This window comes from Oribacterium sp. Sow4_G1_1 (genome assembly GCF_052116105.1).
In the GTDB taxonomy this organism is placed as follows: Bacteria; Bacillota; Clostridia; order Lachnospirales; family Lachnospiraceae; genus Oribacterium.
In genome coordinates this window covers 64,667-80,034 of the sequence record NZ_JBQKLS010000008.1, presented here as the reverse complement: position 1 = coordinate 80,034, position 15,368 = coordinate 64,667, and the positions used below count along the sequence as shown (strand labels likewise).

The 15,368-nt window shown below is 59.8% G+C and carries 12 protein-coding genes; 9 read left to right on the top strand and 3 right to left on the bottom strand.

Annotation, left to right across the window (positions count from 1 at the left end; genetic code table 11):
- The first annotated feature begins 7 nt into the window (after positions 1-7).
- The 9 genes from ACTQ52_RS06790 (at position 8) to ACTQ52_RS06750 (ending at position 9,766) form a co-directional block, all read left to right on the top strand.
- Positions 8-1,471, top strand: coding sequence for a pyridoxal phosphate-dependent aminotransferase (locus ACTQ52_RS06790; RefSeq protein ID WP_410043536.1), 1,464 nt, complete (start codon positions 8-10; stop codon positions 1,469-1,471).
- Between the two features lie 71 nt (positions 1,472-1,542).
- Positions 1,543-3,207 (top strand): cobyric acid synthase, encoded by a 1,665-nt coding sequence (locus ACTQ52_RS06785; protein WP_441982146.1) that lies wholly within the window; start codon positions 1,543-1,545, stop codon positions 3,205-3,207.
- Between the two features lie 117 nt (positions 3,208-3,324).
- Positions 3,325-3,927 carry a cob(I)yrinic acid a,c-diamide adenosyltransferase gene (locus ACTQ52_RS06780; protein WP_410043538.1) on the top strand — a complete coding sequence of 201 codons (603 nt, stop codon included), beginning with the start codon at positions 3,325-3,327 and terminating at the stop codon, positions 3,925-3,927.
- Between the two features lie 95 nt (positions 3,928-4,022).
- Positions 4,023-4,811: a precorrin-8X methylmutase gene (locus ACTQ52_RS06775; protein ID WP_441982145.1), complete on the top strand. Its 789-nt coding sequence runs from the start codon at positions 4,023-4,025 to the stop codon at positions 4,809-4,811.
- 306 nt (positions 4,812-5,117) lie between these two features.
- The gene (locus tag ACTQ52_RS06770) at positions 5,118-6,692 is read left to right on the top strand and encodes an AAA family ATPase (protein WP_441982144.1); all 1,575 of its coding nucleotides are present in this window, start codon (positions 5,118-5,120) and stop codon (positions 6,690-6,692) included.
- A 182-nt stretch (positions 6,693-6,874) separates the two neighbouring features.
- Positions 6,875-7,564 carry a hypothetical protein gene (locus ACTQ52_RS06765; RefSeq protein WP_441982143.1) on the top strand — a complete coding sequence of 230 codons (690 nt, stop codon included), beginning with the start codon at positions 6,875-6,877 and terminating at the stop codon, positions 7,562-7,564.
- A gap of 158 nt (positions 7,565-7,722) precedes the next feature.
- Positions 7,723-8,562: a Type 1 glutamine amidotransferase-like domain-containing protein gene (locus ACTQ52_RS06760; protein ID WP_410043541.1), complete on the top strand. Its 840-nt coding sequence runs from the start codon at positions 7,723-7,725 to the stop codon at positions 8,560-8,562.
- Between the two features lie 94 nt (positions 8,563-8,656).
- Positions 8,657-8,947: a hypothetical protein gene (locus ACTQ52_RS06755; RefSeq protein WP_441226834.1), complete on the top strand. Its 291-nt coding sequence runs from the start codon at positions 8,657-8,659 to the stop codon at positions 8,945-8,947.
- Between the two features lie 135 nt (positions 8,948-9,082).
- Positions 9,083-9,766, top strand: a complete 684-nt coding sequence (locus ACTQ52_RS06750; protein ID WP_441226835.1) for a hypothetical protein — start codon at positions 9,083-9,085, stop codon at positions 9,764-9,766.
- A gap of 502 nt (positions 9,767-10,268) precedes the next feature.
- Here the strand turns inward: ACTQ52_RS06750 and ACTQ52_RS06745 are convergent.
- The 3 genes from ACTQ52_RS06745 to metF all read right to left on the bottom strand — a co-directional run bounded on the left by ACTQ52_RS06745 (position 10,269) and on the right by metF (position 14,783).
- Positions 10,269-12,887 carry a homocysteine S-methyltransferase family protein gene (locus ACTQ52_RS06745; protein WP_441982142.1) on the bottom strand — a complete coding sequence of 873 codons (2,619 nt, stop codon included), beginning with the start codon at positions 12,885-12,887 and terminating at the stop codon, positions 10,269-10,271.
- 146 nt (positions 12,888-13,033) lie between these two features.
- Entirely contained in the window at positions 13,034-13,804 is a 771-nt protein-coding gene (locus ACTQ52_RS06740; protein ID WP_441982141.1) for a vitamin B12 dependent-methionine synthase activation domain-containing protein, read from the bottom strand.
- 115 nt (positions 13,805-13,919) lie between these two features.
- Positions 13,920-14,783: a methylenetetrahydrofolate reductase [NAD(P)H] gene (metF, locus tag ACTQ52_RS06735; RefSeq protein ID WP_441982140.1), complete on the bottom strand. Its 864-nt coding sequence runs from the start codon at positions 14,781-14,783 to the stop codon at positions 13,920-13,922.
- Between the last annotated feature and the right edge of the window lie 585 nt (positions 14,784-15,368).

The following is a 15,368-nucleotide window of genomic DNA, read 5'->3' as shown; positions in this document are numbered from 1 at the left end:
AAGGTTTATGAACTATGTACATGGCGGCGATGTGTATCGCCGCGCAGTTGATCTCGATTATTCTGTAAATATCAATCCGCTGGGCATGCCTCCACGGGCGTGCCAGGCGGCGAAGCACGGCGTCGACCAGAGCACCGCCTATCCGGACTGGAAGGTGGAGAAGCTCCGCGACGCCGTCGTTTCGTTTCTGAACCGGAAGTTTGCGGTGGTCGTTTCGTCTGCCGGGGCCAATGCGGACATCGGTGTTCCATCCGCCGGGATGCGGACAGACGATATGGCTGCTGGCGCGTCGACCTGCGCAGCAGGGACTGGGCCGGTGCTAGGGGGAATCGAAACACATGAAGCATGCGCGGTCGCGCCGGAGTGGATCAGCTTCGGTAATGGTGCCGCGGATCTGATCTATCGTCTGATGCAGGTACTTCGTCCGCAGCAGGTCGTCGTCGCGGCGCCGGCCTTCGCGGAGTACAGTGTCGCCGCGGAGCGCGTGGGGGCGCAGGTCGTCCCGGTCTATCTGTCGGAAGCGGACGACTTTTCGTTCACACCGGCGGTAGAGGCAGCCTTTATCCATGCGATCGAGAGGGCTCCGTCCGGCTCCGCGGTCTTCCTCTGTAATCCGAACAATCCGGATGGCAATGTCATCCGCGCGGAGGTGCTGCAGCGCATCGCGGCGGTCTGTGAAGCGCACCACAGCTGGCTCCTCGTGGATGAGTGCTTCCTGCCGTTTCTTCGCTCCGACGACAGCACGCATTCGAGCGGTGGGCAGGAAGCAGGGGAGCGTGAGGCCCAGATGCCGAAGCCTATTTCCTTCGACGACAGCCCGCATGCAGCAGCGACGCATTTTTCTAATGTGGAGCATGCACTGCGTCCGAACGAGCTGGAATGCAGCATGGTGCCGTCGCTTCGTGCGTTCGAGCATCTCGTGATCCTGCGTGCCTTCACGAAGATCTACGGTATGCCGGGGCTGCGTCTCGGCTACATGCTGACGGCGACGCAGGCGCTGACGGACGCGGTGCGGGCGACGATGACACCGTGGGAGATCAACCTTCCGGCGCAGCTCGCCGGCGTGGCGGCCCTCGAGGAAACAGAATTTGTGGAGAAGACACGGGCACTGATCCGCGCAGAACGGGCCTTCCTGGTGCAGACGCTCCCGACGCTTCCCTATGTGGAGAAGGTCTATGTGCCGGTATCGGATGCGAACTTCATCCTGTTCCGGACTGCGCTTACACAGCCGGACTGCCCGGATGGACGTGTGCGCAAGCCGGAATTGAAGTCGGAAAGCGATCCTTGCGTAAGTGAGAACAGGACTGTGTTTACGTCGCACAGCGTGGATTTAAAGGCGCTGCTGCTGGATCGAGGTGTACTGATTCGTGCCTGCGGGAACTACGAGGGCCTGGATACACGCTACTACCGGATCTGCGTGCGGACGCACGAGGAGAATCTGGAGCTGATTCAGAGATGGCGAGCGTTATAGAATGTGTATCTGTCCATGAGCCCGGATGATGAGAAAGGCACATGAAAGCAGGAGGAGAAAAGAGGCGCGGTATGCACGTAGACGAAATGAAAATAGAAGCTGGGTTAAAACCAGGTAAAGTACCGGAGTCCGGCGTACCCGCCCACCGCGCGCGTGCGATCATGGTGCAGGGCACGATGTCGAACGCGGGGAAGAGTCTGCTGGTGGCGGGGCTCTGCCGCATCTTCCATGAGGATGGCTACAGGGTGGCTCCGTTTAAGGCGCAGAACATGGCGCTTAACAGCTTCATCACAGATGAAGGGCTCGAGATGGGTCGCGCGCAGGTCGTCCAGGCAGAGGCCGCCGGCATTGCCCCAGACGCGAGGATGAATCCGATTCTGCTGAAGCCGACCACCGATGTCGGCTCGCAGGTGATCGTGCGCGGGGTGGCGCAGGGCAATATGACGGCCCGTGAGTACTATCGCAACAAGTGGGCGCTGCTGCCGGTCGTGCGCGCCGCCTACGAATCACTCGCGTCGGAGTATGACATCATCGTGATCGAGGGCGCGGGGAGTCCGGCGGAGGTGAATCTCCGGGAGGACGACCTCGTCAATATGGGGATGGCGGCGATCGCGGATGCGCCGGTGCTGCTGGTCGGCGACATCGACCGCGGCGGTGTATTTGCGCAGCTGCTCGGGACGCTCGAGCTGCTGGAGCCGGAGGAGCGGGCACGCATCCGGGGACTCATCATCAACAAGTTCCGCGGCGATAAGACGATCCTCGATCCGGGGCTCGACATCCTCGAGGCGCGGACCGGCAAGGCAGTGCTCGGCGTGGTGCCTTATCTCGATGTCGCGCTGGAGGACGAGGATTCGCTCTCGACGGCGCTCGAGCAGCGACAGGCGGAAGGCGGCCTTGACATCGCGGTAATCCGTCTGCCGCGCATCAGTAATTTCACGGATTTCACGGCGCTCGCGACGGAGCCGGGCGTCTCGGTCCGCTATGTGTCGAGCGTGCGAGAGCTCGGGGAGCCGGATGTGCTGATCCTGCCGGGCACGAAGAGCACGATCCGTGACCTCGACTGGCTGCGGAGCACCGGTCTCGAGGCGAAGATCCTGCAGAAGCAGGCGCGCGGCACGCTGATTCTCGGCATCTGCGGCGGCTTCCAGATGCTCGGCACCGAGGTCGTCGATGTCGAGGGCGTGGAAGGACCGGTGGGGGCCCGTACGCGGGGCCTCGGGCTCCTGCCGCTCCGCACGGAATTTGAGGCGGAGAAGACCCGGACGCAGACGCGCCTCGTGCTTGAGGGCCTCACGGGTGAGTTTGCGGCGCTGAACGGCCAGCGCGTCGACGGCTACGAGATCCACATGGGGCGTACGATCCCGGATCACCATACGACCGATGCGGTGCCGCGAGGCAATGCGCCGGATGATTCGACGCGCTGGCGTGACGAGGCCATGGTGCCGGCGGGTCCGGCATCCGGTGCGGTCACGACCAGCCACTCGGCAGGCAGCTGCCTCTATGCACAGGCGGGCAATGTCTTCGGTACCTACCTGCATGGCTTCTTCGACCGTGATGGACTCCGGAACGCCTTCGTGGAGCGACTGTGTCGACGAAAAGGCATTGACCCCGGGGACCGGGAGGTCGTAAACTATGAAGCATTCAAGGAAGCGCAGTTTGCGAAGCTGAGCGCGGCGCTTCGGGCGTCGCTCGACATGGCGCGTATCTACGAAATCCTCGAGGGTGAGCAGGTCTGAGAAGCGACGGTCCGCGGCGAGCAGGACAGCACGACCGTAGCGCGCATCTGGTGCGTCGACCGGCGGCACATGCTGGAAGCAGCAGATGGGTGAGCACGAAGGGAGCTCGGTGGAATCATGATTGAAATCTACCACGGTGATGGAAAAGGGAAGACGACGGCGGCGATCGGCGCCGCAGTGCGGGCAGCAGGTCACAGTGTGCCCGTGGTATTCTGTCAGTTTCTGAAGGACGGGCTGTCCGGCGAGATCAGTACACTGGAGAAGATCCCGGGCGTGTTCGTGCTGCTTCCGGAGCACTGCTATGGCTTCACCTTCCGGATGACGGAGGAGGACAAGGCGGCGACCCGTGCGGATTCGGACACCCTGTTCCGGCGCGCGGTGCACACGATGGAGATCCTGCAGAAGACGGAGCCGCGGCGCGCAGAAGCCGCCCGTGCGCGGAAGGAGAAGATCGGCGTGGTGAAGCAGGAGCCGGAGAAGCCGGAAATCGCGGGGCTGTTCATCTTTGATGAGATCCTCGATGTCGTCAACAAGGGACTGCTCGACCGCGACATGCTGATCCACTTTCTGTTCCGCCTGCCGCAGAACATGGAGGTCATCCTGACCGGACGAAACCCCGACATCACCCTTCTCTCAATGGCGGATTACGTTACAAATATGGAGAAGGAAAAGCACCCGTACGACGACGGCATCACGGCGAGGGTCGGCGTGGAGAAGTGAGGACGCCGGACTCCGAGCAGGATCGGAGCGGGGCTTCAGCAGCATGGCGAGAATCAGCGGAAAGCCCGGGCACGCCCCGGCAGCAGGAGAACATCGTGGAAATCAAACTGGAACATTTCGAACCGAAGGATATCGAGCGTCATTCGATGGCGCTGATTCAGCAGGAGCTGGACCGTCGTCACATCCGTCTCGATGCGGTGGAGGCACCGATCGTCAAGCGCTGCATTCATACCTCTGCGGACTTCGACTACGCCGAAAATCTCGTATTTTCGGCCAATGCTGTCGACCGCATGCGCACGTCGCTCCGCGCTGGGATTGCGGGCTCGGCGAGCGCAGACGCATCCGCGGGAGGACGGTCGCACGACGCAGGGGCGAGCGGCAGCTCGCATGCAGATGCATCGACGGAAGCTTGGGTGCGCGACGCGGGGGCGATCGTCGTCACTGACACGGAGATGGCACGCGCGGGTATCAGTAAGAAGGCGATCGCGGCGCTGGGCGCGGAGACGCGCTGCTTCATGAGTGATCCGGATGTGGCAGCGGAGGCGCGGGCGCGCGGCGTGACGCGCGCGGTCGTCAGCATGGAGTACGCGGCGCGGATCAAGGACCGCCCGCTGATCTTCGTGATCGGCAACGCACCGACGGCGCTCATCGAGCTCTACCGCCTGATTCATGACCGCGGGCTGCGTCCTGCCGGCATCATCGGCGTGCCCGTGGGCTTCGTCAATGTCGTCGAGGCGAAGGAGCTGATTCTGAGCCTCGCGGAGGAGACCGCGCCGATCGGCGACATCCCGTGGATCGTCGCCCGCGGACGGAAGGGCGGTTCGAACATCGCCGCCTGCATCGTAAACGCGCTGTTGTATGGCATCGACGATGTGAAGAGATGAAAAGTTCAGGTAGCGGGGACCCGGACGGGCGGCACCGATGGCCATACGTAGAGACCGTGTGAAGTCAAGCCGGGTCCCCTTAGCGGCACTTGGTACTATTTTCCTTAGCACCCTCTGCAACGCTGAGTTTTCATAAAGAAAACTCAGTGATTGCAGAGGGCTTAGTGCCGCTTAGGGTCCCCGGCTTAGAGTTCACCGGTCTCGGAGTACTGTGCCATCGGTGCCGCCCGTCCGGGATCCCCATACCTGAAGGTTTACCTGGAAAAATATTTATTGAAGAAACTGCACTTGTAAAGGAGAGACAGCATGGCAGATCGGATGTTTGATTTTAATCAGTTGGAGGATGAGGCGAAGGCGCAGGCGGAGGCCGCAGCAGGGATCGAGACCGCGGCGGGCTGGACGCTGCGCCACTGCACGAATGACCGGGCAGACGCGGCACATCCGATTCTTACGCTTGCGGACCCGGAGCGGAAGCTTCCGCACCACGCGCTCGGCGTATTTCTGAACCCGGTGCGCGGAACTGCATTTGCCTGGATCGACGGGAAGACTGAGGCGAATGTCAGCGGCCGGGACAAGGATGGACGCGACCTGAGCGTTCCGATCGCCAGCATTGACCAGCGATTCGTGGCGCTCGAGCACTGGCTCGGGGAGAATCATGTGTCGCTCCGGCTGTCGGGCGCGCATACGGAGGAGGGCTACGCGGTGTATCGCATCCGGGCGATGGCAGCGGATGGTGAGCGGATTCAGACCGAGCGGGACGAGTTCCTGCAGCTCGTGATCCGGCGACTCCTCGAGAGCCGCGCGCCGGAGGAGAAGAGTGACGCGGAGGCGGCGTTCGATGCGGAGGAGCGCGAGGGAAAGAATCCGGGCGCGACCCCGATTTCGGATCTGAATTCCATGCTGAATTACCTCGCCTGTGCGGGGCAGACCCTGCCGGAGAATATGCGGGCCTGGGCGGAGCGGAACGTCGCGACGATCCGGTCGAGCACGATCAGCCCGGAGGAGCGGCGGCATGCAGAGCGTGCGCTTCAGATGGTGCTGAACATCCAGTGGAAGGGCGACTACTTCGAGTCGATCGATCCAGTGAAGGCGCGGGCAATCCTCGACGAGGAGCTGTATGGTCTCGAACGCGTGAAACAGCGCATCATGGAGACCATCATTCAGATCAACCGTACGCACACGCTGCCGGCCTACGGTCTGCTGCTGGCGGGGCCGGCGGGCATCGGTAAATCGCAGCTCGCTTACGCGGTGGCGCGTATCCTGCGGCTTCCGTGGACGAGCCTCGACATGAGTGCGATCCACGACTCGGAGGCGCTGACGGGCAGCCCACGCGTCTACGCAAACGCGAAGCCTGGGCGCATCATGGAGGCATTCGCCCAGAGCGGCGCGAGCAACACGGTTTTCATCATCAACGAGCTCGACAAGGCCGACCACAACAGCATTAACGGCAATCCGGCGGATGCGCTGCTGACGCTGCTCGACAATATCGGCTATACCGACAACTATATCGAGTGCCGCATCCCGACCTCGGGCGTCTACCCGGTCGCGACGGCGAACGATAAGAATCGCATCAGTGCGCCGCTTATGAGCCGCTTCGCGGTGATCGACATCCCGGACTACACCCCGGAGGAGAAGCGAACGATTTTTCAGCGTTTCTCGCTGCCGAAGGTGCTGAAGCGCATGGGCATGCGCCCGGAGGAGTGTGTGGTGGAGGACCGCGCGATCGACGTGATCCTCGAGAAGTACCGGGACGACACGGGCTGCCGCGACCTCGAGCAGGCCGCTGAGCACCTCGCCGCAAACGCCCTCTACCAGATCGAAACGACCGGCGTGAAGACCGTGACCTTCGACGCGCATACGACACGGATGCTGCTGTTCTGATGTATGTTCCGGCAGCGGAAGATTTGACTGGAAACAGAAATTACAGTTTAGACTGGGGTTTGGGGTATCGGCGCGGATGCCATACGGAGAGACCGTGTGAAAGCAAGCCGGGCTCGGAGTATGGTGCATCCGCTGCCGGTACTCCGGACCCCTTCACTGAACGATTATAAGGAAAGAGGATTATGGATAATAAGAAACTGAGAACTGCACTGTTTTTACATATCGTGCTGGTGGTGCTCGAGATGATCGACACGAACTACGCCTACGCGAAGGACGGCCTCGGCATGCTGATCTACTACACCGAGGATTCGAACCTGCTCTGCCTTATCGTGAGTGCGCTGTTTACGCTCGTGATGCTGCCGATCATCTTCAAGGGCCAGACGAGCGGCTTCGTCTCGACCTTTCTGATGCGGAATTACCGGAAGGGCGGGGAAGAGAAGGTGACGATTCCGACGCTGCTCCTGGTGCTTCGCTACGTGACGAGCTGCTGTCTGCTCGTGACCTTCCTCGTCGTGATCTTCGTGCTCGGCCCGACGGACGGCTACCGCGAGATGCTGCTCGACGGCACGCACCTCATCAACCACGTCGGTGCGCCGCTCCTGTCGCTCTACAGCTTCCTCTGCCTCGAGACCGAGCCGCGGCAGAAGCTCCCGACGTGGGCACCGCTCTGCGCGGTGGCGGCGACGATCGCGTACGCGATTCCGGTGCTGATCCTGAACATCGCGAAGCTTTACGTCGGCCCGTACCCGTTCCTGCACGTCTACGAGCAGCCGGTGTATATGACCGTGTTCTGGATCTTCGCGATCATTGGCGGCAATGTTCTCATCGCGCGCCTCGTCCAGATGGTTTATAATAGACGTATCCGAAAGTAAATCCGGCCAGTGCCGGCTTCGGCGGGCGGAAGCCCCGACCTTAAGAATTTCGTAAGGGGGTCTGACCCCTGTCTGCGCTCGGGAAACAGCTGTCTGCCGGGCGGAGATGGCGCCATGTGACGTAAAGGGGTCAGACCCCATAAAGTGGAGGAGAGTGCATGATTTTATATATGACATCAACGCCGGGTGGAATCAACCGGGTGACGGGGCGACCGGAGCTGCTCAGTAATAAAAATCATTTCGTGGATCGGCTGAAGGAGGACTGGAAGCCGCACAGCAAGTGTGTGCTGGTCGCCTCCGAGCCGGATGATACGAAGTTTAACAGTGCCATGGCGAAGACCTATCTCGAGTGCTTCAACCGCTCGGGGCTGTCCATGGATTCGATCGACGTGCTGGATCGACGGGAGCCGAAGACGGTGGAGATCCTCGACCGCTTCGATGTCGTGATCCTCGCGGGTGGGCATGTGCCGACGGAGAACGCCTGGTTTCACCAGATCGGGCTTCGTGAGCACCTGCAGCACTTCCGGGGCATCGTTATCGGCATCAGTGCCGGCACGATGAACTGTGCGGAGGTGGTCTATGCGCAGCCGGAGGAGGAAGGCGAGGCGGTGAACCCGCATTATCAGCGCTTCCTCGAGGGCCTGGGCCTCACGAAGACGAAGGTCATCCCGCACTATAATCAGACGATCGACGCGGTGCTGGACGGCAAGCGCCTGTTCCAGGACATCACCTTCCCGGACAGCATGGGCGAGTCCTTCTACTGCCTCACGGATGGCGCGTATATCCGGAAGGACACGAAGACGAAGAAGGAAGTGCTTTATGGCGAGGCCTATCTGATCTCCGACGGCGAGATCGGCATGATCAGTAAGACCGGCGGCGAGTTCGAGATTCCGGTGAAGAGGCACATCCCGAAGACGCTGCTTCTGGGGGCGGCGATACTGGCGCTCGGCGCACTGATCGGCGCGGTGGTGACACGACGGATCATGGAAAGTGACTAGACCGAGGGGGTCTGACCCCATTAAATTTTTATAAACAAATTCTAAAGTTGAAGTTTATGGGGTCAGACCCCATAAAGTGGAGGAGATAAGTCGAATGGATGTAGAGACAGCGCTGGATGCGCTTCGACAGAAGGCGAAGAGAGATGCGGGGTTCCGGGTGGAGCTGCTCGCGACGGCGGAGGAGAAGAATCCGCTGGCGGCTTTCTGCGCGATTGCGCAGCGGGAGGGGTATCCGCTCTATGAGATGGACATCCTCACCTACGGCGAGGAGTTTTATGCGGCGATCAAACGCTCCACGAACGGTGGCGGTGAGAACTCGCCGAAGCTGGATGGACAGGACGACTACTACGATATGTTCCTCGCGGAGCTTCGGAACATGAATTGACGGGCGGTCATGGGGCATGGTTCCTTCGGACTGCCTTAAGAATTTCGTAAGGGGGTCTGACCCCATTAAATTTTTATAAACAAAATCTAAAATTGAAGTTTATGGGGTCAGACCCCATAAAGTAGAGGTGTGAAAATGAGTGTAAAACTGGAATTCCCGGATGAGTATATGAATATTCTGCATTCCTACGCAGAGCAGAACAACGTGACGGTCGAGACGGCGCTGGCGGATACGCTGGAGTTTCTCGAGCTGAAGAACGAGGAATTCGATCACTACCAGGTGACGATCGAGGATCCGCGTCAGTACCTGAACGACGCAGACGATATGAGTGCGAAGGCGATCCGCCAGGCGTTCATGGATCTGTTCGGCGAGGACAGTGTCGGCGATACGATTTACTGCTACTACAACCCGGATAAGATGGATGTGCTGCTGATGGACATCCAGTATGACGATATGGTGCCGCTCTGGACCCTGCTCGAGACCTTCCATAACAAGATTCCAGGCATGGAGCTAAGCGGAGACCTTCTATCGCTCTTCTACGTACGTGACCGCTTCGACGGCCGCCACGACGAGATGGCGGAGCTCATGGACTGGTTCCTCGCGGAGCACGAAGACGACGGCTTCGAAACCGCCGGCTACTACGAGTCGATCTTCAATGATCCGGAGGATGAGGACGAGGACTTCGAGGATGACGAGTTCGATGACGCGGATGCCGAACCGTTAGAGGATGAAGACTTCGACGACGCAGAGGATGATTTCGAGGATTCTGAAACAGTTGAGGATTCAGACGAAGAAGATGGTAAGGATTCTGACGACTGATCAGATGATCAGGACAAGCATGATTCGGAAGATGGGATCATGATCCAGCATTGGCTGTATACAGAGGCTGTCTCACGTTGGTGGGGCAGCTTTTTTTGTGCGCCTCAGCGCCTATGCGTATGGTTACTGGCCCCCGGTCTGAACAGTTACTGCGTATGAGAACCAGGTAACAGGTACAGCGTTCGGCAGATTGCATTTCGGACAAATTGATTGTAGAATGATAGCAGATAATATTTTGTATATAAATAGTGAAAAACGTCAATTATAGATAATATAATATCTATGATGAATGACTGTCAGCTGCCGTTTATGGTGAAGTATCTGGTGGCTGGCAGTCATGATCTACGATCAGGGAGCTTCCTGCATGATTTGAAGGAGATGCTCGGAGAGTATCTGAAATAAGGCGCCGCTGGGCGCCAATTACAAACTCAAACTAATGGGGTCAGACCCCATAAACTGGTGAAAGCCCCGGCGTGTGCCGGGGCTTTCACTATAGAAAAACTTATAAAATACCTTTTTCCGCGAGTTCGTCTGCGTAGCGGACGGTGGTCATGGCGTCGCGGCCATAGCAGTCAGCGCCGATTTTGTCAGCGTAGTCCTGGGTCATGACGGCGCCGCCGACGACGATGCGGCAGTCCGGCTTCTGCTGGTGGAGCTGCCGGATGGTTTCCTCCATGTTCACGACGGTGGTGGTCATGAGGGCGGAGAGGCCGACGAGGCGGATGTTCTCCCGAAGCGCGGTCTCCACGATGGTTTCCGGCGGCACATCTTTTCCGAGGTCGATGACGTCGTAGCCGTAGTTCTCGAGCAGGACCTTCACGATGTTCTTTCCGATGTCGTGAATGTCGCCCTTCACGGTCGCGAGGATGACGCGGCCCTTCGACTCCTGCGCGCTGCCGGCCATGGATTCCTTCACGACAGCGAAGGCGGCCTTGGCGGCTTCCGCGGCCATGAGGAGCTGCGGGAGGAAGACGGTGCCCTTTTCGAAGCCCTGGCCGACGACGTCGAGGGCCGGCACGAGGTCCTCGTTTATGATGTCGAGGGCATTTCGTGTGAGGAGAGCCTCACGCGTTGCGTCTGCTGCCGGTTTCGCCATGCCGCGTTCGATCGCTTCGACGAGTCGAGATTTGCCGGCCAATGCACCCGGTCCGCGACCGTCGTCTGCGCCCGCAGCCCGTCCGCTACCGGAAGATCCCGCGTTCGCGCCCGCGCTGGAGACATTGCCCGACGAAAGGCCCGCCGTGCCAGGCCCGAAGCCGGCGTTACTGTCCGATCCGCCTAGGGGACGGCCGGTGGCCTGCAGGTCCCCGGCGGAAACCCCGAGCGCGTTCAGCACACGGGTCTTATAGGCGGTCAGAGCGTCGCTTACCTGCTTGTCTGGAGACTTGTAGCCGGCATAGGCGGAGATGAAGCTCTGGAAATTCTCATCCTGGTTTGTGAGTGCGCAGAAGGCGCGGTACGCCTGCATCATCGCCTGATTGTTCGGGTTGATGATCGCGCAGGAGAGCCCGTTCTGCAGCGCCATCTCGAAGAAGTAGGCGTTGATGAGCTCGCGGGCCGGGAGACCGAAGCTGATGTTCGACACACCGAGGATGCTGCTGCCGCCGAGCTCGTCGCGGATGCGGCGGATCGTCTCGAGCGTCACGAGCGCCGAGCGCGGATCACTGGAGACGGTCATGCAGAGGCCATCGATGACGATATCCTCGCGGCGAATCCCGTATTCCGCCGCCGTCGCGTAGATCTTCTCAGCGATACGGATGCGGTCGTCTGCATTGTCCGGAATACCGCCCTCATCGAGCGCGAGTGCCACGACGACGCCACCGTACTTCTTCACGAGCGGAAAGACCTCCGCCATGACCTCCTGCTTGCCGTTCACGGAGTTGATGAGCGCCTTGCCGTTGTAGTGACGAAGCGCGCGCTCCATGGCTTCCGGGTTCGAGGTGTCGATCTGGAGCGGCAGCGCCAGCACACTCTGCAGACGGCAGACGACCTCGTCGAGCAGCGCCACCTCATCGATCTCCGGCGTGCCGACATTGACATCGAGCACGTCCGCGCCCGCGTCCTCCTGCTGGAGGCCCTGGTCCACGATGTAGTCGATGTCGTGGTCGACGAGCGCCTGCTTGAAGCGTTTCTTGCCAGTCGGGTTGATGCGTTCGCCAATGATCACAGGACGGGCCGCCCGTCCGATTTCGACGGTGCGGGAGAAGGAGGCGATGACGGTCTGCGCACGGCCCTGCGGTGGGAGTAGCGGGAGAGGGCGCACGGCGGCGATCTCCGCGCGGATGTAGTCCGGGGTCGTGCCGCAGCAGCCACCGACGGCGGCCGCACCGAGCGCGGCGATCTGCTTCATATAGCCGGCGAATTCCTCCGGGCCGACATCATAGACGGTCTTTCCGTCGACGGACTTCGGAAGACCGGCGTTCGGATTCACGAGCACCGGCACGTGGGCGGCCTTCACGAGACGCTCCACGATCGGAATCATCTGGGCCGGTCCGAGCGAGCAGTTCACACCGAGCGCATCGACGCCGAGGCCCTCGAGCATAGCGACCACTGACTCCGGCGTACCGCCCGTCAGCATTTTCCCACTGCCGTCGAAGACGCAGGTGATGAAAACCGGTAGATCGCAGTTTTCCTTCGCCGCGAGCACCGCCGCCTTCGCCTCGTAGGAGTCGTTCATCGTCTCGATCAGCACGAGATCCGCACCCTCGCGGGCGCCGATCCGTACGACCTCGCCGAAGATATCGACCGCGTCGTCGAAGGAGAGGTCGCCCATCGGCGCGAGCAGCTTGCCCGTCGGACCGATGTCGAGGGCCACGTAGGCATCCTCGTCACGACCGGCCTGCGTGCGCGCTTCCTTCGCGAGCTTCACCGCCGCCGTCACGATTTCGTCGAGGTTCTCCGGGAACTTCAGGCGATTCGCGCCGAAGGTATTCGTGTTATAGATGTCCGCACCGACCTCGAGATAGCCGCGGTGCAGGTCGAGGATCCGCTCCGGGTGGAGGAGATTCCAGGTCTCCGGCAGCTCCCCCGGCTGCAGGCCCTTCTCCTGCAGGATGGAGCCGGTACCCCCGTCGAAGAACAGCCACTCCCGGCCGATTCGATCCATGATATTCTTTCGCATAATTTCCTCCGTTGTGTGTTTACCATTGCAGGCCGCAGAACTTTCGTGGCTTTGCGGAACTTTATGGGGTCTGACCCCATTAAGTTTTTCTAAACTGAATCTAAACTGAAGTTTATAGGGTCAGACCCCATTAAATTTTTATAAAGTCAGCAGTCGCGGTAGAGGCAGTCGGTTTTCGTGCACTGCCGGCAGTCGTGGGTGCTACGCGCGGTACTTGTGTTCGGGACAGAAGCATTGGCCTCGACGGATGTCGCGCATGATGACGCGGTGCTGTCAGCACTGAGCTTCAGCGGGTTGACCTCCTGCGCGAGGTACGCGGCGTCGGGCGCGGTTTTCGGCTGGCGCGTGCAGCCGATGAAGGCGGTGATGGACTTGCTCGGGACCATGAGGAGCGCGTCGGTCAGCGTGATGCCGCACCACTTCTGCATGTCAAGGATGCGCGCGAAGTCCGTCTGAAGCGCGAGCGGCAGGTCCCCGTAGCCGGGCGAGTAGCGCGGGCGGAGTTGATAGCCACGTTCAGCCTCCTGTGCGCGAAGCTTCGCAACCTCACGGTCTGCGTAGGACTCGATCATCTCGGCACCCGCCGCCTGGTAGATGATAGAATCCGTCATGCTGGCAACTTCCCCCCGCTTGATGAGCAGGTCAATGCCGACGCCGATGGTGGCTGCAAACATATACGCGTCGTCGCAGCCGGAGAGGTTTCGATAGAGATCCCGCGAGCGGATTGTGAGCCCCGCGATCTCGACGCGGTCGGGTGCTTCTGTGCGGACGGGAAAGCGTCGGGAGATGGCGCGCGGCGTCGCGGCCGCCTGCATGCGCACGATGCACTGCTGGATACGCGCGTCGATCTCCGGCGTCGGTGTGATTTTTCGGTAGCCGAGGTAACGGTAGACCTCGCGGAGTCGCATGTCGATCATAGTGCCCTTCACTTTCCGATGGTCGATAGAAACAGGAACGCAGAGGAGAGGGTGTGTGACGGATGCATGTAGGCTTCCAGCATCCTCCGGCTGCGTTCCGATGGGTAAAAGTATATCAGATTTTCAGAATCTCGCTCAGGTTCCGCTGGATGGCCTCAGCGACGTCCGGCTTGTTCATCGAGTAGACGTGGATGTGCTTCACGTCGTTTGCGATAAGGTCAATGATCTGTTCGGTCGCATAGATGATGCCCGCCTGCTTCATCGCCTCCAGATGCTCGCCGAACTTGTCGACGATTTCCTTGAAACGAGTTGGAACCGTGGTGCCGGAGAGGGCGACGGAGCGACCGAGCTGCTTCTGGTTCGTGATCGGCATGATGCCGGCGAGGACAGGCACACGGATATCCTGCTCGCGGAGACGATAGAGGAAGTTGAAGAACTCCGCGTTGTCGAAGAACATCTGCGTGGTCAGGAAGTCGACACCCGCGTCGACCTTGCGCTTCAGATTCCGGATGTCGTCGTCCTTGTGGGCGCACTCGACATGACCGTCCGGATAGCAGGCACCGCCGATGCAGAAGTCGCCCTGGGACTTGATGTCCGCGACGAGCTCACTCGCATAGTGGTAGTCGTCGTAAGGTGCGCCACCCTCCGGGATGTCACCGCGCAGCGCCATGACGTTCTCGAAGCCGTATTCCTTAAACTTCTGAATCATTTCGTGCACGCGCGCCTTCGTGGAGGACACACAGGTGAGATGCGGCAGCACCTCGACCCCGTACTTGTCCCGGATGTTCTTCGCGATGTTCAGCGTAAACTCGGAGGTTCCGCCGCCCGCACCATAGGTCACGGACATAAAGCTCGGGTGAAGCGCCGCTACGCCCTCCGTCGCCGCCTGCACGGAATCGTACTTCTCGATCTTCTTCGGTGGGAATACCTCGAAGGAAAGCGTGATCTGATCCTGGTTTAAAATATCGATAATCTTCATATAGTAGAACCTCGTCGTGTATAGATATAATGTGAAAATATCTTACTTATTTTAATGGGGAATGAATCAAAAGTATAATACGTAAAATTTAGGCGCCGTTATAGATGGAGGTTATAAGGAGGGCTGTTCGTACGTTCGGTTCCTGATTTTTGAATATTTTAACAGTAAATAGATTAGGAAAGTTCAAACAGATTGCTACTGTTCACTCGTCAACTGGATTCAGGCAGAGGTCCGGAGGGGCGGCAATGGAGGCACAGTACTCCGAGATCGGTTCAATCTAAGCCGGGAACCCTAAGCGGCACTAGGCCCTCTGCAATCGCTGAGTTTTCTTCATGAAAACTCAGCGTTGCAGAGGGTGCTAAGGAAAATGTACCAAGTGCCGCTAAGGGGACCCGGCTTGATTTCACACGATCTCTACGTATGGCCTCAATTGCCGCCCCTCCGGCCCCTCTGCCTGATCAGTACACGTGTGAACGGTAACTCTGCCGCGCAGGAATACTGCTCGATTTTCAGACGATCATCGCGCGCGGCCCGGAAAATTTCACTGGCGAATCGGATAAAATAGATGAAGATGGATGACACTAT

Bases quoted from the DNA above. Each gene is read 5' to 3' on its own strand.
- ACTQ52_RS06780 (WP_410043538.1), top strand. From the start codon at position 3,325: ATGATTGAAATCTACCACGGTGATGGAAAAGGGAAGACGACGGCGGCG.
- metF (WP_441982140.1), bottom strand. From the start codon at position 14,783: ATGAAGATTATCGATATTTTAAACCAGGATCAGATCACGCTTTCCTTC.
- ACTQ52_RS06770 (WP_441982144.1), top strand. From the start codon at position 5,118: ATGGCAGATCGGATGTTTGATTTTAATCAGTTGGAGGATGAGGCGAAG.
- ACTQ52_RS06755 (WP_441226834.1), top strand. From the start codon at position 8,657: ATGGATGTAGAGACAGCGCTGGATGCGCTTCGACAGAAGGCGAAGAGA.
- ACTQ52_RS06740 (WP_441982141.1), bottom strand. From the start codon at position 13,804: ATGATCGACATGCGACTCCGCGAGGTCTACCGTTACCTCGGCTACCGA.
- ACTQ52_RS06790 (WP_410043536.1), top strand. From the start codon at position 8: ATGAACTATGTACATGGCGGCGATGTGTATCGCCGCGCAGTTGATCTC.
- ACTQ52_RS06765 (WP_441982143.1), top strand. From the start codon at position 6,875: ATGGATAATAAGAAACTGAGAACTGCACTGTTTTTACATATCGTGCTG.
- ACTQ52_RS06750 (WP_441226835.1), top strand. From the start codon at position 9,083: ATGAGTGTAAAACTGGAATTCCCGGATGAGTATATGAATATTCTGCAT.
- ACTQ52_RS06745 (WP_441982142.1), bottom strand. From the start codon at position 12,887: ATGCGAAAGAATATCATGGATCGAATCGGCCGGGAGTGGCTGTTCTTC.
- ACTQ52_RS06760 (WP_410043541.1), top strand. From the start codon at position 7,723: ATGATTTTATATATGACATCAACGCCGGGTGGAATCAACCGGGTGACG.
- ACTQ52_RS06785 (WP_441982146.1), top strand. From the start codon at position 1,543: ATGCACGTAGACGAAATGAAAATAGAAGCTGGGTTAAAACCAGGTAAA.